Genomic DNA, 22,256 nt, shown 5'->3' on the forward strand with positions numbered 1-22,256 from the left:
TTAATACGTAGATGAAAAGAAAACTATTCATAATAATATTTACAGCCATTTTCGCAACAGTCGGTGCCCAACAGTCACAGGGCACTTTCAGTGGATATCTCACCAATGAGGAATACGACGTTTATCTGCGAATCGATTTTCAAAACCAGAATGTCATCATCCCCGGACAAGAGATCTATGGTGAACTTCCTGGCTATCTCGGAAAGAAACACAATTCTTTCTGCTGGCCGATCACATCGGTCAAGAAAAAAGGAAGCCGAGAGATTGTCATGACGATGGTCAACGATTTTGGCAGCGAAGATCTCACCGCTACCCTCACCTTGCAAAACGACTCCACCTATCTGCTGAAACAAACAAGTGGCAGTACGCTGAAAATTCCCAAAAACGGGAAATGGCAGAAGTTGCCCAAAATGCTAATCTTCACAAAAGGACATTAAATTGCCTTTACCCCCCCCCTTGATATATTTTCAAAAAATCGACCCTCTTAGTAAAAAAACAACGAAAAACTATAGAAAGTTTAGATTTTTTACGTATCTTTGCGGTTAAAAATAATATAGATTTTAAGAAAAGCTATGAATCTACTCAACTCTATCCTGAATTGGTACTTCAAAAAAGAAGCACTACCCTACTGGTGCATGTTCTTGATTGATACTGCTACTATTTTCTTCTCCGGTCTCTTTACCTATTGGATTTTCAACAAGACAGGAGCATTCATAGACCATCGGTTTGAACTGCTATATACCCTCTTGCTCTACGTACTTCTCACTTGCGTAGGCTTCAGAATATTTCACACCTATTCTGGAATTCTTCGCTACTCATCATTTGTCGATTTATGGCATGTGGCGATGAGTAATGCCGTCGGCTTGGCATTGTCGCTGATAGCCCATTTCACCATGGAGTATCTGCATGTTGACAAAATAGGCATACTCACATTGACCGAGACATGCACCATGTTCCTCATTGCCACATTAGCCATGTGGACCATTCGCGTGCTGGTAAAGATGCTATACGACGTAATATTGGCGGATAAGAAGGCTGTACGCGTACTCATCTATGGTACAATGGAAGGAGCGGTGGGACTTGCCAAGTACATTCGTACCCAGCAACCTGCCAAGTTTGTGTTGATGGGATTCATTGCCCATGAAAAGAGCAACGAGAACCGACTTCACCATGTCCGACTGATGGGCAAAAAAATATATAACACCCAAGACAATATTGCACATATCATCAAGAAATACGGCATCAAAGGTGTACTCATCTCCCCTACTCGCACTAAAGACTTCCAAAACGACCGTGAGATGCAGAACACGCTGATTTCCACCGGTGTCAAAATCTATATGACAATCAGCGCCCATGAGATGCAGGTTGAAAACGGAAAACTGACTGACAGCAGTCTTGCCGACATCAAACTGAAGGAAGTTAGCGTTGAAGACCTCCTGCCACGCGATGAGATACAGGTTGACATGAATAGCGTCGGGGCCCTGTTGAGAGGCAAGAAAGTGCTCATCACAGGATCTGCCGGTTCTATCGGATCGGAAATGGTTCGCCAGATTGCCATCTACAAGCCCGCAGAAATGATGCTCATCGACCAGGCTGAGACTCCACAACACGACATCAGACTGATGATGAGCAACGAATATCCTGACATCGTGGCACATACCGTAGTGACCTCTATCTGCAAAGAGAAACGCATGGAGGAGATTTTCAGCACGTTCCAGCCTGATTACGTTTTCCATGCTGCTGCCTACAAACACGTGCCGATGATGGAAGACAACCCCAGCGAAAGCATTCAAAACAACGTATGGGGCACCAAAATCATTGCAGACCTCAGCGTGAAATACAATATCAAGAAGTTTGTGATGATCTCTACCGACAAAGCGGTCAATCCCACAAACGTAATGGGTTGTTCGAAGCGTATCTGCGAAATCTATGTGCAAAGCCTTGACAAGGCCATCAAAGACGGTAAAATCAAAGGCATCACGCAGTTTGTCACCACACGCTTCGGAAACGTGCTCGGTTCCAACGGATCTGTCATTCCGCTATTCCGTAAACAACTGGAGGCTGGCGGTCCATTGACCGTCACACACCCAAAGATCATCCGCTATTTCATGCTTATACCAGAGGCTTGCAAACTGGTGCTCGAAGCTGGAACACATGGTAAGGGTGGCGAGATATTCGTGTTCGACATGGGAGAACCTGTACTTATTGCCGACTTGGCAAAGCGCATGATACAGTTGAGCGGAGCCAAAAACGTAGAAATCAAATACACGGGACTCCGCGAAGGCGAGAAACTCTATGAGGAAGTGCTCAACGAGAAAGAAAACACCAAGCCTTCGTTCCACGAAAAAATACGTATTGCCGAGGTTCGTAGCTACGAATACGAAGAGGCACAGCAGAGCATTACCGAACTATACCAGATTTCCGCTGCTTACGACGACATGAACACCGTAAGGAAGATGAAGGAAATCGTACCGGAATACATCAGCAAACATTCACGCTACGAAGCTCTCGACCAAAAATAGCGCAACAAGCATTTACTCCATACTAAGAAGACCCTTCTATCATACGCAGGAAGGGGCTTCTTTTTGTTTTATCCCACCCTTTGCATACACCATGAATGGCTTTGGAGAGGAAGAAGTTATGGACCAGAAATTGGACATATCAGAAAAGGCAAATCTTCCAATATTCCAGTTCTTCCAAATTCCAATAAAGGGTATGAAAACGCAAACCCTCATTTTAGAGTCTTATAACTTATTAATAATTAAATAGTTATATATATAATAAGAGAAAAAAGCACCCTCGAAAAATTAATTGGAAGAACTGGAATTGGAAGATTTACGCAATCAAGAATCCATCTAAGATCCATATTATCAATAATTTACGTAATAAGAGAATGCAGGAATATCCCAGCGCTACCAGCAAAATCAGCATTCCAAAGCCGCAAAATCCTGGTAAAAACCCCATTTTTGGGCTATTTTATTCATGAAATCCTCAAAAATCGAGTTCGCCCCCCCTTGTTCCGATGATTTCCACCTTCCATGCAAAACACAGAAAACGCACTCATTCATGCGTTCTGGATACCATTGAAATGGATTTTGGGATGTACTGGACACATTTTATAACCCAGTCAGACTGCAAAAAATGGTGTTTTTTCAACTATAACTGAAACCATCTACTACGACTTTCAAACGCCTATTACGCCCAATCGCTCATTAGGATTTTGGAGAGAATGTGTAATCTGCGGATTTCCATCTCCTTGGTGTCAAAGCCGTATAAACAGGTTTCCGCCTTGTGAAACAAGGTTATTCATGGGCATGCAAACATTTCATAATAAAAATGTCCTCGAATCGCAAGAAACGTATAGAAACGTATGATTGGTTTGGGGGGATGTTGTATCTTTGCACCGTGGTTCAAGAGAGAATCACTCATCGCACAAAACATTCCGTCCGCACACAGACATGGCCAACTCCTCAGTAAGTCACAAGTGACTCCACACTAAGTCCCAATATTTAGCGGACAATGATGGGACAAAGTTGGGAGAAACAAGGAACAGAACAGGAGAATACCACGATGTGGGAATGTGGAGAGCGAGAAAATATCACATCATGAAACAGCAAAACCCGAACAAATCCCGTTGACGACCCGAACACACAGGGAAGCAATAGTATGATATGAAAATTAAGCCAGATGCCCCGAACAATACCTCTTAGAGAGAAATCAGAATGGATATCCGATAGCAAAATGGAGGGTCTGGTTCTTTTTGAAACCATCAACATTGTAGATGCCACCCTTGCCCGTATCGTAAGGCACATGAATACCGATACCCCAGTCGAGACGCAACACAATAAAGTCGAGGTCGTAGCGCAAACCAAGACCCGTGCCGACAGCCATCTCACGAAGCACATTCTGAATCTTGAACTTGGTGGTGGCATAAGGAACTGAAGTGCCATAGTTGTCGCGGACATTCCAAACATTACCAGCGTCAAGGAATACAGCACCATAGAGGCTACCGAAAAGATTACGGCGATACTCAAGATTGCACACCAATTTGATATCACCATTCTGCATCAGATAGGACATGGCTTTATCCTCGATGCCAGGGAAGCTGCCAGGACCTATACCACGCACAGAAAAGGCACGGATGCTATTGGCACCACCCACATAAAACAGTTCGGTATTGGGCGCCCAGTCGGTATTTCCGAAACAATAGAGCACACCCGCGTTGACATGTCCCAACAACTGCGAAGAAGCATCAAGCGTCCAGATTTTGGTAAAATCCGTTTCGATCTTGACAAACTGCGAATAAGGGTTCTTGAAAAGTTTCTTCTCTCTCTCGTTCCATTTCTTACCAAAGGCAAGAAGCGCCAACGAAGTGAAGTTGCCCGACTCAGACACCGTGGCGGTCCATCTCACAGGATGACGCAACGTAGAAGGACTGGTATAGGTATAGCTATAGCGCATCTCTGGCACGAAATAGTCTTGCATGGTGGCACGGAGATAGGGATTCTCTTCCATCACCTTGTCAAACTCGGCGGTATGGCTATTCATAAACTGGTATTTCACCGTAAGCGGCGAGAACTCATGTTTGCTGGTGGCAGAGGTCTGCCAGTTGTATGCCCACTTACCACTCACAATATGCATCTTGTAATAGCCAGGCCGACGGATGGTATTGCTCGACACCTTGGCAACGGTAGAGGGTGTTGCGTAGAACCGGCGAGGAAGGCGCACCGTGCGACCGTCGGGCAGCGTATAGCGTTGCGTGCTATTACCGCCAAAATATGGTGCAATAAGGCGTGGAAACTCTATGCTCGCATCAAAGCCATACTCGTAGTTGCTCATGCTGGAACTGCTGTTGGTAGCCCACTCATAGGATCCATGAACCGACAGATCTATCTTCTCGCCACCATGGAAGGCATTGCGACGCACCAGTCCAAGTTTGACCTCTGGTCCCACGCGACCTATCGCACTACCATTGAAATTGGTTTCGATATACGAATCCCACGGTTTGTCGAAGGTGCAATTGAGTGTCAAGTCCAGCGTATCGCAAGAGGGCGAATTGTCACGCGGCGTAAACTGAAACTCGGTAGAGGAAAACAATCCCATCGCATTGATTTTCTGGGCACTCTGCAAGTAATCGTCATAGCTATAGAGCTGGCGCGGACGAATTTTCATATCGGCTACAATGACACGCGGACGAACCGGTGGGCGCCGACCGGCATAACGGATGGTCAAATAGCGGTAAACCATAGAATCGGTAAATGCCTCATTATACGTTTTGCGCATATTGATATTCACACGACCGATATACCACTTGTGACGGGCCTGAGCTGGTGTCTCCTCTGCCAACTGGAAGCGCAACTGCACCTTACCGTCCACAGCAAAGGTATCTGCCAGATAAGAGGCGTAGCTGGGCTGGTAATAATAGTAGCCATTATTGCGGAGCAGATTGCTGATTCGGCTACGCTCCCCATCGAGATTAGCCACCACGAAGGGATCACCCTTGCGCACGATAGCAGAGGCTGATGTGGCATGGATCAGACTGTCTGCCTCACGGTTAAATCCCACATAACGCACACTATCTAAGGTGAAGAGATGACCGAACGACACATCATAGCCGATCTTGGCTGTTTTCATGTTGTTTTGCAGAACCACTTCTGCGTCAACATTTCCATGGAAATAACCATGATTGCGCAACACACTTTTGGCAACCTGTGCACGCAACTGAGGATTGACCCACGACATGAGGACAGGCTGTTTGCCAAACGTCTTATTCATCCAATGACCAAGACCAGAACTGTCGGCAGAAAAAGCATTCCATACCGAAAGACCGAAGGAGAAAGGAAGGCGATGATAGCTGCTACCCAATATCGCGCCATTAGGAGCTGTTGCCAGGGCTGCGTCTATCTCTTCTCTTGTAGCAGAATAATTATCGTTCTCTTCATAGTCGGTATAGTTGATTTTCGTTAATCCGATGAAGAGCTGGTCGTCGTCAGGCACACCCTTGGTCATACTACAGGCACTAATCACCACAGCACCTGTCAGCAGATAAATGTATCGTTTGATTGTTGAATGCATCATAATCGAGAATTATTTGTTAAGCTTCACCACCCTCACGCTATCACGCTTCAGGCTATCGGTACGCATAGGCGTTGGTGGAACATATAGGGGCGTATTGCCACTACGGAACCGGATGATATCGCTGAAGGTCTGCAAGGTGCGCCTCCATACGAATCCTGCGCCATACTTCTGGGTGTAACCGTCAAGCCAGTCATAGGCATTATTATCATAGAAGAAGGTCACGTATTTATTGGCGCTGTCGTCCAACCGATATTCCAACGTCACATTGTCAAATACTGACTCTGTACCATTCTGATACTCACTACCCGACGACACCTTGCCGCCCACTACCACTTTGAGGCGGTTGTTCCAGAAGCGCTTGGCAAACTTAAACGAGTAGTCTGTATGCATATTTCCTGCGGCATCTGTAGAATTGTCAAGACCGAAGGAGAGATCAAGGGTGCGCAAGGCATTACCCGTAATCTGGTTGATTTCGGAATTGAGGAACGAGCTGAGGGCTGAGTTCATCGAGAAAGCATTTGTATTACCTTCAGAGAGATACATACCCGTGGTGAGCATGGAAACGGCAAGTTTGCCACGACGTTCCACACTCATGGCCTGCAACTCACTATGAAGCTGCATGTCTTCAGGCGCATCAAGGGTAAACTCAAGACCCATATCGTTGAGCGTACGGGTGATGATAACACCACAAGTGAAGTCCACGCTCCTCCCCACTCCATTACTTCCCGTCACGGTAGCCTTGGTTGCTTCTGTTGCCGTGATATGAAGAGTGGGATTCATCATGTCGCCCGTAAACTCAATATACGATCCATCCTGGATAACAAAAGTCTTGAGCGGAATAACGGGCAACGAGTATTTCATCTCACCATTACTCAAGGTGTATTTACCCGTCAGTTGCAGATTGTCGGCTGGATTATAGGTCATGCGCAACGTGCCGCCACCCATCAAGTCAACATAGTTGGAATGGTCGGCATTAAGATAGGCTATCACGTGTGCGCCTTTCGATACTTCCATCGTCAGATTCATATTGAAGCCTGCCAGGTCTGGGCGATTCACCACGGTCTGCGTTGTATCGCTAAAGTCTGTAAACTTCACCAGTTCGTCAAGTTGGTTGTCGGTAGAGAGTGGCGAGTCACGCAGAATGTAACGCATATCTGTAGAACCAAGTACGTCAAGTTTTCCACGCATCGTGAGATTGGAGAGTTCGCCATTCATGCGACCCATGAAATTGACAAAGGCTTTACCATACGCCTCACTCCTACTATTCTCCTTGGCATCAATAATCTGATAGTTGGCGGCTCTCATACGCATATCAACCGTGATATGGTCAAGGTCTGAGAAATTGACGTTTCCCATGATGGTCAACGGATTGTCGTTATGGGCATAGACGTTAAAATTCTCAAGCAACAGGTTGGAGCCTACGATACGCACAGGGTCGTCGTCGAAGCGCAATTTCATGCCGTAGGGCACGCTGACAAGATAGGAGTTCTCAAGCATCAACTCTCCATTCACCTGGGGTTTGTTGAGAGGACCCTTTATCGTCAGTTCCCCTTCTGCGAAACCCTCAAGACCGGCAATCTGATTGGGTACGAAACCATTAACCAGTTCGAGTGGCAGACGTTGCAACTGCAATACAGCATCGAGCGAACCTTCACCGGCATTATAATAGGTTCCTGACAATACGCCGATCTCCTCGTCGTCTTTCATCAGACGCGCCTCAACGGCATGGGCATCGTCTTCTTTCTGCAGATATATGATTTCGGAACTTATATCGCCCCATTTACAACCCTCATAAGCCATGTCGCTAACAGCCACACTTCCCACGACAGAGAAACGACCGGAAGAGTGTTGCACCACATGATAGTCGCCTTCCATCAAACCGCCCAAACGAGGAACATAGGGAAGAACGGCTGTGATGCTGGCAAGGTTGAAGCGGTTCATGCTGACCGTAATGTCTTGCAACGCATCAGGATCACTCTCTGTAGAATAGACCTTCACACCCGTGCCATCATCGGCAACAAGATTGATATCGGCCTTCACCTTATTGTTGGCTCCAAGGAATATATAGTTGTCTTTATTCAGCGAAAACTCCTTATATCCCAAAGTAGGACGATCGGGCAAGAGATGGATACTAATGCCGCTATCCACCATCTCTGCCTTGGCTCCAAGACGCAAGCCCAACTGGTTTTTGTCGTCATAGAAACGCAGACCTACCGAGGCACCACGCTCCTGAACAACACCATTAAACAAGGTATTGAATACAAACTGCGGGTTGCGCTTATTATTGCGAACCTGTCCATGGAATGCCAACTGGTCTTTATACTGTAGGAGTTTCAAATTGATGGTATCCAGACGCGTACCATCATAGACTAACGAATGGATATAACCATCGCCGTTGATGCCTTTTTGAGGCGAAGTCTCCAAATCTAAATGCAAATTCTTGTAGTCGATATGTTGACCTGTACGCAACAGATTGGCTATGGGGTTGTCGCTCTGACTCTCCACATGAAGACGCATAACAGGCAACAGACTGCATATGGCAGACTGATCGATAACCTTATGCTCCATCTGCGATATAATCGAACCGGAAACCTGTGTCAGCGAGGCTATCAAGTGCTCATAACTACCTGAAGCGTTAAGTTTTAAGTTGAGGTCGCCACATTCCAAACGGGCTTCTGTAGTATCGGGATTGAGATTGGCAAAAAGGGTGATGTCGCGAGGACGATAGACACGAGAGGAGTCGCGGATGGTAAGGTCGTTGAAAATACCATTCACATAATGCGTGGTTTGCAGATTACTGCTGGCATCAATATGTCCACAGAGTCCTACCACAAGAGGATTATCGACCATGCGCAAACGGAAAAGGTCCAGACGCTGCAGGTCGGTTGTCAGAGTGGCTTGAAGACGTTTTTTATTCATCAACGCATCGAGCGTGACAATACCCGTAGCCAACTGGTTTCGGCTGTCCACCTCAACATGGGCTACGCCATGGCGCAAGTCAAGCGTGGCCTGTGCCTTATCGAGAGTCCAAGAACCATATCCCAGGCTATGCAACTGCACCTCTGCCTGCGCCATAGTGCGTGGTGAGAAGAAATCGGTACCATGACCTTTCACCTGGACATCGGCTGACAACGTATAAATGGAGTCATGAGGCATGAAGTGGTGAAGGTTGAGTTGGCGCACCTGCAGATTTGCCGAATAGGACATATTATTGGCATTCAACGCACCTTTCGCCTTGACAGTTCCCCGACCCTCACGGAGGGTGACATCGGCTGTATAACGGGCTGCATCTGCCTCTAACAAGCCGTTGGCTCTAATACCATTGGGGATGCGGTAATTGCGTTGGATTGCCTTAGGCAACAAACCGGTAATAAAGCCTATATTTCCCGTCTCTGCCTGGAAACGGATTTTGGAGCGTAGCTGAGCGGGAGTGTTGAGATTGGCTACAAAACCTGTTGCCTTGGCATGGAAGGCGGTCGGAAGCGATACGTCAATACCGGAAAAATCCATGTACATCATATTACCCGAAAGCACTCCTTTTACAGTAAGCGGACTGTTGGGCCATTGTCGCTGGAAACTCTGAGGCATCATGCCCATGAAGCGCATCAGGTCTTGTTTTCCCAACTGAGCATTCAGACGCAAGCGAAGTTTCTCCGTCGAACCGACATCCATGATTGAGAACGGAAGGTCGAGGGCTACATCAAGATCTGAATCGGGAGTCTTCAAACGGAATGATGGCAACCGCAACATGCCATTGGCCATCATCATCCTGCCATTCATCTCTGTAATGGCGAGGCCACATTTTTCCTTGACTTTCAACTCGCGGAAGGTCATTCGCAACGTTGGATCATGATAGTAAATGCTGTCTATCCCAATATGTATCTGGTCGAGGGCCAAATGGTTGTAATCAAGTCCATCGACAACAGGTTCGAAATTCTGGTCGTAATGCAGATTTCCCTTCGTCCAGTCAACCGATTGCACCATATAGGTTTGTGTGCCCAGATCGATATCTGCCTGACGCACACAAAGATGTCCAAGGTGGGCATCCACACTCATAGTATCTCCGGGCATATGAAAGGCTACCGAGGTTTGGTGGACAACAATACTGTCTGCCATGATTTTCCAACGGTTTTCAGAGGTCGTCGTGTCCTCTGGAACACTATCGTTAAGAGCGATATCCAACCGGCCGTCTTCCAGTCTGGCGCCATTCAGTTCCATAGTCTCATCATCAAGGTCTATACCACGACTGGTGACGGAGAATCGCCCGATCTCGCCCTTCACACGGGCTGCGGCTATCATTCCCAAGGTATTGACTTGCGCACGATTGATTTCCAATTGACTGATCACCACACGGTTGTCTATCAACGGCAAAAGTTGCACATCCACCACCGTGCGATCAACACGCATCAACGTGTCTGGACGTCCGGTAACAGAATCTATTTGAACCACCTGCATGCCATCAACTCCGAGATCAAGGGGGAAGGAAAGGTTCACGTGGTCAATAGTAATGGTGAGGCCCGTCTTTTCCGAAGCAACCTGCGCAACCTTGTCCACCACCCAATTTTGAACAGGCGGCAGATAAATCAATACGGTCAAGATAAGAAACAACAGGATGGGGCTCAATAGAATGCCCATGATCCACCAAAGTGCTTTCTTCATATATGGTTCTTTACAAAATGTAGTGCAAAAATAAGCGAAATATTCTGAACTACAAGGCTATTTGTCGAAAAATGCAATATTATGCCAGATTTTATCGTCTGGTAATGGAGAGTCGAGGACTATTTTCTGTTTTGACACAGGATGGATAAATTCCACATGATGAGACAACAACGAGATGCTTCCATCTGGATTACTACGCTTTGCACCATATTTCAAGTCTCCACGAATGGGCATCCCCAAGGTGGACAACTGGCAGCGTATCTGATGATGACGTCCTGTCAGCAACTCCACTTCTACCAGCTGATAACGTTCGGTCTGACCGATGGTACGGTAGCGTAAGACAGCCTTCTTCGAACCGGGTACCTCACGATCGTAGGCATACGATTTGTTTTGCTTCTCATTGCGAGTCAGCCAATGGGTGGCGGTAACAAAAGTGTTGGAAGTCACAGGATTGCCGGAAGGTTGAACCAAGGCCCAATAGGTTTTATGAACCTCACCCTTGCGAAACATTTCGTTAAGTCGTGATAGCGCTTTAGAAGTACGGGCAAACACCACCAATCCGCTAACAGGACGGTCAAGACGATGGACCACGCCAAGAAATACGGCTCCTGGCTTCTGGTATTTCTCCTTGATATAGGCTTTTACGGTTTCTGACAATGGAGTATCACCCGTTTTGTCACCTTGAACGATCTCGCCGCTTTCCTTATAAACGACAATAATATGGTTGTCTTCGTAAACTACTTGCATGGGAATGTGGGATTAGTCTTCTGCTATTATTTCCATTGGATGATTGACAAACGTAGTAGCACCATGTTCTATGAGGAAATCACGATCGCGGAATCCCCACAGCACACTAATACAAGGCAAACCGCTATTGCGAGCGGTTGCAAGATCCACATCACTATCACCTACATACACAGCATCGTCTTTGCCGACACCCAGCAGGCGGAGTGCTTCTTCTACCGTATCAGGAGCTGGTTTCTTACGAATGCCTTCTGCCTCATGTTCTCCTACAGCCACAGGAATCTCTGGAAAGAAATGAGCCACCAACTCACGGGTAGCAGCATAGAACTTATTGCTCACCACAGCCATGTTATTGCCTCGTTGGCTAAGCGCATGGATAAGAGCGGATATTCCCTCGTAAGGTACTGTGGTGTCGAGTGAATGTTCCATATAATGCTTGCGGAATGTGGCAAAACATTCCTCAAACTGTGGATTGCGGGCTCCATCTGGTATGGCACGCTCCATCAACAAACGGACACCATTACCTACGAAGCGGCGAATGGAATCTATGTCGTGTTCGGGCATAGCGAATTGTCGGAGTGCATAATTGGTAGAGGCGGCAAGATCATTCAACGTGTTGAGCAAAGTGCCGTCAAGGTCGAAAATATATGTTTTATACTGTTTCATATTCTTTGATTATTCAGGGATATAACGATATTATTCAGGATTGTAACGATGGCTACGTTTCACCATGGTCAGGATTTTATCATTCAGCCTATCGGCTTGAAGCAACTGATCGATGGTGATGTGCATACGATAGTTCCAACAATGAGACGGATCTGATGGTGTATTGATGCGCTCATCCTGCGGACGCGAACGACGGAGTTCGCCATCCATAGCAAGCCAATCCTGTAGTTGCAAGATGCAAAGCATCGAAGGACAATAAAGGTGGCGGGCTATAATCTCTTCTGCCAAGAAGGCTGGCAACTGTTCGGGAGCCCTACCCTCTTTCTGCAACATGGTGATATAGTAGCGTTGGCGACGTTCGGGATTGTCCTGCCACCATAGTCGTAACGGAGCCATATCGGGAGTAGAAATGGTGGCTACCGAACGATAGGGATTGGCTTCGAGATGGGCAAACTCCAGCCCATGCTGTTTGGGCATCTGTTGCACTTCAAGCGAGAGAAAGCGCAAGGTGTCGAGTACTGACGACACGCTTTCGGGCTGTTGACCAAGATCATCACCACATACCAACATCCGACAATGGTCAGACAGTTCAGCAAGTCGGCGAGTTGCCAATTGTCCCCAATAGAAGGAATGGCGTTGACGAAAATAATTGTAATAGAGTCGCAGATAGGCTTCTTTCTCATCGGCATTAAGGGCATCGAAAACGGGTTCTTCTACGGCCTGCATCCGAGGATGATACATTTCTTTCTGATCATGGTCCTCGACAAAAAGCACATTGGCGATCAAGCGCAACAGCCCGTCACGAATCCATAGGCTGTTCTCATCGTTTCTGCCACAGAATGCCTGCACAACTTTACGTTGGGTATTAAACTCTGGCTTGAGTTCATAGAGTTGATAGGCCAAAGCGTTCAAGTAATGTTCGCGAACATAGTCTGCATGAATACCAAACGTTTGACCGATAATATGATCGTTGATGAAAGGACGGGTAAAAAGATCGTGACGGAAATGAAGTCCAAAATATTCTATCTCATCAACAGTCAGAGGCAACGAGGGAATATAATGTCCTAATCGGGCATCAACGGCATCATCTGGCAATTCCCATTGGCAGAAATAGCCTACGATATGGTCTAACTTGATGGCTCCGAAATATTGCGTCAGGTGACGGAGGCGCTTCTGCAACCATTCTTCAATATGATGTTGACGCGAATCTCCGTCTGTGGCCCATTGATAAGTAGGCGACTGCCAGTTCTGCCCCTTCGTAGTAGAATGGTCTGGCGACACTCCCATTTGTCCGTCCAAACGAAACAGCTCTGGATATTGTCTGACATCTACACTCTCACGATGCATACCGAGAGGAAGGTCTCCTTTCAAGACAACACCTTTGGCACGGCCATAATCGGCTGCTGCTTTCAATTGGCTATGCAACAGATACTGCACATAGCAAACATAATCGTAAGGTTCACCACGATAGTCGGCATAGGGTTTGAGCCACTCACTCGCACTTGCCACAAATGCCTGACAAGAGGCTGTAGAAAGCGTTCGCTTGCCTTGCTCTGCAAAGAGTTGACGGAGATAGTCTGTCTTTACACAATCCACGGCTTCGTAATCAACTGTGGCTTGCGCATTAAGTTCCTGGCGGCGGCGCATAAACTGCGTCATGGCGGTTTTTGAACGGAGCGTTCCTGCAGCATCAAGATCTATATAATGTGGATGAAGGGCAAAACCGCTAATCGGTTTATACGGGCAGGCGTCTGGAGCATGATGATTGGTTGTAGTATCAAATATTGGCAACAGTTGTACAACATTCATTCCGGTACGTGCCACCCAATCCATAAAATGTTTCAAATCGCCAAAATCACCCACGCCATAAGAGTGTTCGCTACGCAAGGCGGCAACAGGTATGGCAACTCCTGCGGCACGCCATAGTTTTTCGGGCAACCGCAACTGTTCACCATACATCACATAGACTTGACCATCCACCAACTCCGTCTGCTCTACCTGGCGGTTATCTCCTTCTTCCCAACTAACGATACTATTGGTGGCATCATCTACCACGATATATTTGTATTCCAAAGGCAGAAACATGCCGACAGCATTGATGGTCAACATCCATTCATGCTGACCCACATATTCCATACGCAGGAAACGACTGGGATTCCAGCTTCCCATGGAAGGGTGGCTGCCACAAAGTGCTACCGACTGTCCTAAACGCAACTGGGGAGCAGAGACACGAAACATCAAGGTCTTACGATACAAAGGGAACACACGAGCCTCAACCTCTTGACACAAGGGTTCGTGCCGCGTTACCGCACAAGCATCAGTATAAAGATGATAAAGCAACGGACGGTCACGCCATTGGTCGCAGAACTCATAGTCTTTGGCAGTATCGAAATGGTAGCAACGGGCTACAAGATTCCATTCCCGACGTTGTACACAACCTTTGGAGTCTTCCACATGATAGGCATATACGATATGAGAAAGAGGATGTTGGCGCGACTCCAAGACTGAAGTCTCCAACAACCACCATTCACCATCATCTGTCTTCATTTCAAGGTGATGCTGCCGCACAGTTCCGTCTTTGCTGCAACAGTTTAAAACTACACAGAGACGTTCACCCCATGATGTCGCATATTTGATTCTGAACTTGAGTTTCATCTTTACTATCGGTTTTCTGGGCAAAGTTACAAAATAAATTCGGATTACTTCTCACGATTATATTTTTATTTGTACCTTTGCAGTTGAAAAAAACAGCTTATTATGATGAAGATTCAAAACAATAAGAAATTTCTCTACCCCGCTTTTGCAGGTATGGTGATTATCGTGGCCCTTGTAGCCTACTTCTTTTTTGCCTCCGTATCGGCACAAAAGGATACATATTATATATACATCGACAAAGACGATACGCAAGATTCTGTTTTTGCCAAGATACAACCTCAGGCTTCGCCTATGGCGATGGCAGGACTCAAGACTCTGCTGCGCCACACCAGCTACAGCAAGCATGTACGGACAGGACGATATGCTATCACGCCAGGAGAAGGCGCGCTGAAATTGTTCCGCAAACTGAGAAACGGACAGCAAGCCAGCCTGCGACTGACCATTCCTGAAGCAAGAACAATGGACAGACTGGCAGCACAGCTCTCCAAGAAACTGATGCTTGACTCTACCACTATTGCACAAGCTCTTCTGTCTGAAAAGACCTGCAACAAATACGGCTATGATACATGCACCATCAGCGCCATGTTTGTACCCGACACCTACGAAGTGTATTGGGACATCAGTATCGATGCCCTGCTCCAACGTATGCAACGCGAACACGACCATTTCTGGAAAGGCGAACGAACCGTTAAGGCTGAAGCCAGAAACCTCACGCCAGTACAAGTAGCTACCTTGGCAAGCATCATCGACGAGGAAACAGCTAACACAGCAGAAAAGCCTATGATAGCAGGTATGTATCTGAACCGACTCAAGAGCCACATGCCCTTGCAGGCTGACCCTACTGTGAAATTTGCACTCAAGCAGTTTGAGTTGAAACGAATATACAACAAACTGACTCGCTTCCAAAGTCCCTACAATACTTACATCAACGAAGGTCTGCCCCCTGGTCCCATCAAGATAGCATCGATTAAAGGTATAGATGCCGTACTTAATGCGGTCAACCATGACTATCTCTATATGTGCGCAAAAGAGGACTTCTCAGGTACCCACAACTTTGCGAAGACCTATGCTGAACATCTCAAGAATGCAGCACGCTATTCAAAAGCACTCAACGAAAACGGCATCAAATAAAGCCAATGCCCATACCTACGGATGAACAGCGGCTGGAACGCAGACTGAAAAGTCAGTTTCAGAAAGCCATGACACAATATCACCTCATCGAAGATGGCGATAAAATTCTCGTAGCCCTGTCAGGAGGAAAAGATTCTTTGTTCCTATTGGAAATGTTGGGAAAACGAGCAAAAATACAACGTCCACACTTCGAAGTGGAGGCGATACACGTGAGAATGGAAAATATTGCCTACGAGAGCGATACCAAATATCTGGAAGACTTCGCACAATCGGTAGGAGTTCCACTCCATGTCGTGACAACAGCATTCGATCCTACAGTCAATCCTCGCAAACCAGCTTGCTTCCTGTGCTCATGGAACAGACGTAAGCAGATTTTCAATCTCGCACAACAAATAGGATGTAACAAAATAGCATTAGGACACCATCAGGATGATATTATTCATACTGCACTCATGAACCTATCGTTTCAAGGACATTTCTCTACTATGCCAGCCTTGCTACGCATGAAAAAAATGCCACTCGCCCTGATCAGACCGCTATGTCTCTGTCGGGAAGCTGACATCAAAACCTATGCAGAACAACACAACTATCAGAAACAACGGAAGTTGTGCCCATACGAGAAAGACACCAAACGGGCTGAAATAGCAGACCTCTACAAACAAATGGAAAGCATCAACCCAGAAGCACGCTACTCCATCTGGAACGCCCTTGAAGCCGAAGAAAAACTCATAGAGTATTGAATCCGAATCAAAAGATTGATACCGAAGAAGAATACCGCAGAATGACAAAACTCTGATTTCGGTTAAAATATATTAATATCCGTGACGACATTCGCCTTTCATCAAGGAATTTCGTAATTTTGTTATTCATTATTATTTAGAAATTAATTAGAAAAAGCCACATATGAAACTACGCAGCCTGACTATCATCCTGATGCTCATGATAACAATCATTGGAGCAGCACAGAAACGTAAGCAGACACCCCACCACAAGACACAGGTGTCTCCTGAGGTGGCAGCATGGCAAGAACGGCTTGACAGAATGACCATGGCGACACAACGCATCATGGTCATCGATAGTATTGTGGTCGATAAAAACGACTTCCTACAACACTATTATCTCAATCCAGAAGAAGGACACATCGACTCCTACAGTCATTTCTTCAACACCCAGCAACAACCTAATGCCTATGTCTATCTTAATGCCATTGGTAACCAATGCATCCTGTCACAAGAAGACGAAGATGGAATTATCAATCTCTATGAAAGCGACAAAGAAGGCAATAAATGGACTAAACCAAGATTGCTGCAAGGCGTCAACGATGCAAAACAATTCTTCCACGTCAATTATCCCTTTATGATGCCTGACGGCGTTACCCTATACTTCGCAGCAGAAGGTGACGAAAGCTTAGGAGGTTACGATATCTTCGTGACAACATACGATACGGAAGAAGACAGATTTCTGACACCAGAGAATATCGGAATGCCTTTCAATTCTGAAGCAAACGACTATATGATGGTTATCGACGAATATGATCGTATCGGTTGGTTTGCCACAGACCGAGGACAGGAAGATGGCAAAGTGTGTATCTATACTTTCGTACCATCAGACGTCAGACAGACCTACGACCCAGAAACCTATTCCAAAGAACAGATCACAAACTTCGCACGAATTACCGACATCACAGAAACATGGGTGTCGCCTGATATAGACCAAGCGCTCGAACGACTTGAAAAAGCCAAGGCAAGACAAAAGAAAAATACAGATAATGAAGAATTCACCTTCGTCATCAACGATGATGTGGATTATCACAAACTGTCTGATTTCAAAGCGAAAGGTAATGCACAACGCTACCTGCAACTGGTAAAATTGCGGTCTCAACAGACTGCACTCCAGCAAGCCATCGAACGGGTTAGAGAGTATTATAGTGGTGCAACGGCTGATGAGAAACGGGAAATGGCGCCCGAAATCATTGCTACAGAACAACAACAGCATCAAATACATATAGAGATCCACAACCTCGAAAAAATAATCAGAAACGAAGAAAACATTACTCTTAGAAATACTCAAAAATAAGAAGAAAGGAGAAAACCTATGAAAAGAAAATTCCCAGAATCAGAACTGATTATCAACAACGATGGATCATGCTTCCATCTACATCTACGCCCCGAACAACTGGCAGATAAGGTCATCCTTGTGGGTGACCCCGGAAGAGTAAATACTGTGGCTAACCACTTCGATACTAAAGAATGTGAAGTGAGCAGCAGAGAGTTTCATACCATCACAGGCAACTATAAAGGAAAACGCATCACAGTACAATCAACAGGTATTGGATGCGATAACATAGACATCGTGGTTAACGAACTCGACTCGTTGGCTAATATCGACTACAAAACACGAGAAGAGAGAGAAGAGCATCGCACCCTGACACTCGTACGCATCGGAACCTGTGGAGGTCTCCAACCCTTCACACCTACAGGCACATTTGTTGCATCGGTAAAGAGCATCGGTTTCGATGGACTGCTCAACTTCTATGGCGGACGAAACAATGTGTGTGACCTTAAAATGGAAGAAGCGTTCAAACAACACATGAACTGGAATCCACTATTGGGCGCACCATACGTGGCACAAGCCGATGAAGAACTTATCGACCGTATCGCACAAGATGACATGGTACGCGGATATACTATCGCCTGTGGAGGATTCTACGGACCACAAGGCAGACAACTACGCATCCCCTTGGCAGATCCCACACAAAACGAAAAAGTTGAAGCCTTCGAATACGATGGCAGAAAAATATGTAACTTCGAGATGGAGTCGAGTGCATTAGCAGGACTATCGTCGTTGCTCGGACATAAAGCCATGACCTGCTGCATGGTCATCGCCAACCGCTATGCACAAAAGATGAATACTGAATACAAAAACTCCATCGACACACTTATCGAAAAAGTACTCGACAGAATATAAATGCAAAACGACACAATCTGCGCGCTCGCCACTAAGACGGGAGGCGCTTTAGGAATAATCAGAATCTCAGGAGCAGAAACTCTTGAGATTCTTTCCCATATTTTCACCCATGACCTTACAAAGGCGCAGGCTAACTCTATCGTCTATGGACATATCGTCAACCATGATGAAGTCATAGATGAAGTCCTCGTTTCCGTATTCCGAGCACCTCACTCTTACACAGGAGAGGAAAGTGCAGAAATATCATGCCACGGAAGCCAGTATATCATCAACAAAGTCATAGAACTGCTTGTTGCGCAAGGATGCCGCATAGCACAACCGGGCGAATATACACAACGAGCCTACCTTAACGGAAAACTCGACCTCTCACAAGCAGAAGCTGTAGCTGACCTTATCGCGGCAAACAACAAAGCAACACACCACTTGGCCATGAGCCAACTGCGGGGAGGTATCTCCAATGAATTGTCAAAGCTGCGCGAACAACTGCTACGACTGACTTCACTACTGGAACTCGAACTCGATTTCTCTGACCACGAAGACTTGGAATTTGCCGACCGTACCGAATTACTGCAACTCGCCCAACATATTGAGAGTCATATTCAAAAGTTGGCAACATCGTTTCAAATGGGACAGGCTATCAAACAAGGCATACCGGTGGCCATTGTCGGAAAAACCAATGTAGGAAAATCCACATTACTCAATAAACTGTTGAAAGAAGAACGTGCTATCGTTTCCGATATCCACGGAACAACACGCGATACCATTGAAGACGTGATGACCATCAATGGAGTACAGTTTCGTTTTATTGATACTGCTGGCATCCGCCAAACCAACGATGCTGTTGAACAGATAGGTATCGAGCGCACCTATCAAACCATAGACAAAGCTCGTATTGTACTCTGGCTCATCGACGCCATACCCTCCCAAGAAGAGTTCGAAGACATGATGAACCACATCAACAACAAGGCCTTGATTCTCGTCTGCAATAAGTCCGACCAACAAGCCATTACCTTGTCAGAAGATGCCTCACGCTTCCCGCATATAGCCGTTAGCGCCAAGTTCGGCATTAACATAGAAGCGCTGGAAAGCCTCATCTATGAAGCAGCCCAGATTCCCGAAATAAAAGAGTCGGATATCATCATCACCAATGCACGACACTATGAGGCATTACTCCATGCCCAAAACAATCTGAGCCGCGTCATCGCAGGACTTAACAACCAACTGTCTGGTGACCTCATTGCTGAAGACCTCCGCCTCGTCCTTTCCGACTTGGCAGAAATCACCGGACAAGGCCAAATCACTCCCAACGAAGTACTCGGCAATATCTTCCAGCACTTCTGCATCGGTAAATAGACCGCCTGACAATACTTGCAAAACGTTTTTGTAACTGCTTATAAGCCACCATTTTGGTGGCTTTTTTCGTTTTAACACTTTCCATTTGTAATTTGTTGATACCAGTTTTTCGAGGTAACTTTGGCTCAAATTTCGTTCCTGCGTTTCAATCGTGCGAACAAATGGAATAGCAAAACGCTATGTAGGACACCTCGTGAGAAATACTGAGAATCCTCCATTATCCGTCACAACCGCTATGTAGGGCACTCGTGAGAAATACTGAAAATATGTGATAAAGACTGAGACAAAATCGGGGGTCTTTTCCATCAAAAAACATCAGAATTGCAAACGAAAAATGGAGATAATTAAAGAATGTGGAGTATGCGGAAAAGAGTTCGTTGCTTCCAAAATGTCGGTCAAGTACTGCTGTCGAGGGTGTGAACGTGTCGCATTTCGGAGACGCGAGGCAGAAAAGAAAAAAAGGGAGAAGGAAAATGCCGAATCTCTTCGAAACGCTGAGAGAAATAACTCTCTGCGTGATAAGGCATTTTTATCCCCCGAGGACGTGAGCGTTCTATTCAATGTCAGTCTTCCCACAGTGTATCGTTATTTCCAGACAGGCTTAATCAAAGCTGTAAAGATAAGAAATAAGACCTTTGTGAGATACTCAGACATTGAACGTGTGTTTGATGATGCCACTCCCTATCGGAAAAGACGTTATCAGAGAAAGGAGGAACAGGAATACTATACTCTCCGGGAAATCATGGAGAAGTACAATATCGGTCGTAAGGCTATATGGGGGCGTTGTGACCGTCTGGGCATCCCCAAGATATACGAAGGACGCAACACCTTCTTTAGCAAGAAAGCTATTGACGCACATTTTGCGGATCTCCTTGAAGAGATAGACATTGATAATTATTACACTGCTGACCAAATCATGGATATGTATAATATGACAAGGACAGCTGTTATCACTTTTGTGATGCGTCACAAAGTTCCAAGAGTAAACCGTAACGGGAAAGCTTTCTACTCCAAGGTGCATATTGACTGTATCAAACGCAAGGATGATAGTATTGATCCGGACTGGAGTACCTATGAAGAGGCTATGGAAAAATATGGCATATCAAAAGACCAAGTAAGTTACACCTTGAAGCATTTTGATGTCAGAACGGAAAAACGTGGAAAGTTTACGATGATATTCCGTACAGACTTTGATAAAGTCATGCGTGAACGAATGGCAAATGCAAAAGTAGCAGAAAAGTCAGACGGAGACGAAAAACTTGTTTTCCAAGCTCAACACCAGGAGAAGAAATGCCCACCAACCCCAGATGGCTATTATTCAACTGAAGAGGTTGCAGAGATGTTCAAGGTGGGAGTTAAACATGTAGGTGTAATGACCAGGGAGCATAAAACGCCAAAGATTGCACTCAAAGGATTCAACTTCTATGAGAAGAAAGCCATAGATGTGCTGTATAATTTGAAGAACAACTATTCAGAAATTACAGACTGGATTACACCGGAAGAGATGCGTTCAACATATAAGATGACAGCAGAAGCTGTACGCTCCTTTATCTACCGCCATCAAATTCCCGCAAAGGTGGAGTATGGTACTACCTACTATTCTAAACAGCATATCGAACAAGTGAAAAATGGAGATTTTGATGGTCGCGAACGATATTACACTGTCGAGGAGGCAATGAAGAAGTATCATTTATCAAAAGATATAGTTCATTATTATGTAAAACGCTATAAAATCACTAAAGTAAAGAAGAAGAAATGCATATATTTCAGAAAAGAAGAGTTCGACAGATTGATGGAAAAACGTCTATCAAAAGACGATTTACTATCAATTACTCTTGATTAGTACGATTTACTTTCTCTTTACTGAGGTCAACATTGTATCATTTAGGAATTTTGCATCAAAAACAAATAATAATAAAACAATATGCAAGTATGTAAATCTGTCAAACTCCGAATGCGAGATAGGCGCAACGGAACCAAATCCCTGTTCCTGGACTTCTGGC

The 22,256-nt window shown here is 45.7% G+C and carries 13 protein-coding genes; 8 read left to right on the forward strand and 5 right to left on the reverse strand.

The window, feature by feature from the left end; translation table 11 throughout:
• Window positions 1-11: 11 nt before the first annotated feature.
• Together CIK96_RS01730 and CIK96_RS01735 are read left to right on the forward strand one after the other, a co-directional pair.
• Entirely contained in the window at window positions 12-437 is a 426-nt protein-coding gene (locus CIK96_RS01730) for a hypothetical protein (protein ID WP_094439272.1), read from the forward strand.
• A 135-nt stretch (window positions 438-572) separates the two neighbouring features.
• Window positions 573-2,522 (forward strand): nucleoside-diphosphate sugar epimerase/dehydratase, encoded by a 1,950-nt coding sequence (locus CIK96_RS01735; RefSeq protein ID WP_094439274.1) that lies wholly within the window; start codon window positions 573-575, stop codon window positions 2,520-2,522.
• Between the two features lie 1,195 nt (window positions 2,523-3,717).
• On the opposite strand, the gene CIK96_RS01740 is transcribed toward CIK96_RS01735, so the two are convergent.
• The 5 genes from CIK96_RS01740 to CIK96_RS01760 are packed head-to-tail and all read right to left on the reverse strand — an operon-like array spanning window position 3,718 to window position 14,802.
• Entirely contained in the window at window positions 3,718-6,078 is a 2,361-nt protein-coding gene (locus CIK96_RS01740; protein WP_371592305.1) for a BamA/TamA family outer membrane protein, read from the reverse strand.
• 9 nt (window positions 6,079-6,087) lie between these two features.
• Window positions 6,088-10,737 (reverse strand): translocation/assembly module TamB domain-containing protein, encoded by a 4,650-nt coding sequence (locus tag CIK96_RS01745; protein ID WP_094439276.1) that lies wholly within the window; start codon window positions 10,735-10,737, stop codon window positions 6,088-6,090.
• A gap of 57 nt (window positions 10,738-10,794) precedes the next feature.
• On the reverse strand, window positions 10,795-11,484 hold the full coding sequence (locus tag CIK96_RS01750) for an RluA family pseudouridine synthase (RefSeq protein WP_094439278.1): 690 nt from the start codon (window positions 11,482-11,484) through the stop codon (window positions 10,795-10,797).
• 12 nt (window positions 11,485-11,496) lie between these two features.
• Complete coding sequence (locus CIK96_RS01755) at window positions 11,497-12,147, reverse strand: HAD family hydrolase (RefSeq protein ID WP_094436088.1); 651 nt, start codon at window positions 12,145-12,147, stop codon at window positions 11,497-11,499.
• A gap of 30 nt (window positions 12,148-12,177) precedes the next feature.
• Window positions 12,178-14,802, reverse strand: coding sequence for a 4-alpha-glucanotransferase (locus CIK96_RS01760; protein WP_094439280.1), 2,625 nt, complete (start codon window positions 14,800-14,802; stop codon window positions 12,178-12,180).
• 105 nt (window positions 14,803-14,907) lie between these two features.
• Between CIK96_RS01760 and mltG the strand changes: the two genes are divergently transcribed.
• The 6 genes from mltG to CIK96_RS01790 all read left to right on the forward strand — a co-directional run bounded on the left by mltG (window position 14,908) and on the right by CIK96_RS01790 (window position 22,096).
• On the forward strand, window positions 14,908-15,933 hold the full coding sequence (mltG, locus tag CIK96_RS01765) for an endolytic transglycosylase MltG (protein WP_094390066.1): 1,026 nt from the start codon (window positions 14,908-14,910) through the stop codon (window positions 15,931-15,933).
• 5 nt (window positions 15,934-15,938) lie between these two features.
• On the forward strand, window positions 15,939-16,673 hold the full coding sequence (locus CIK96_RS01770) for an ATP-binding protein (protein ID WP_094439282.1): 735 nt from the start codon (window positions 15,939-15,941) through the stop codon (window positions 16,671-16,673).
• Window positions 16,674-16,836: 163 nt separating this feature from the next.
• Entirely contained in the window at window positions 16,837-18,009 is a 1,173-nt protein-coding gene (locus CIK96_RS01775; protein WP_094439284.1) for a hypothetical protein, read from the forward strand.
• An 18-nt stretch (window positions 18,010-18,027) separates the two neighbouring features.
• Window positions 18,028-18,900 carry a nucleoside phosphorylase gene (locus CIK96_RS01780; protein WP_094439286.1) on the forward strand — a complete coding sequence of 291 codons (873 nt, stop codon included), beginning with the start codon at window positions 18,028-18,030 and terminating at the stop codon, window positions 18,898-18,900.
• Window positions 18,901-20,253 carry a tRNA uridine-5-carboxymethylaminomethyl(34) synthesis GTPase MnmE gene (mnmE, locus tag CIK96_RS01785; RefSeq protein WP_094439289.1) on the forward strand — a complete coding sequence of 451 codons (1,353 nt, stop codon included), beginning with the start codon at window positions 18,901-18,903 and terminating at the stop codon, window positions 20,251-20,253. It abuts the gene before it with no gap.
• 388 nt (window positions 20,254-20,641) lie between these two features.
• Window positions 20,642-22,096: a helix-turn-helix domain-containing protein gene (locus CIK96_RS01790; protein WP_256387589.1), complete on the forward strand. Its 1,455-nt coding sequence runs from the start codon at window positions 20,642-20,644 to the stop codon at window positions 22,094-22,096.
• Window positions 22,097-22,256: the final 160 nt, after the last annotated feature.

Origin of the sequence: Prevotella sp. P4-98 (assembly GCF_002251405.1) — a bacterium.
GTDB lineage: Bacteria > Bacteroidota > Bacteroidia > Bacteroidales > Bacteroidaceae > Prevotella.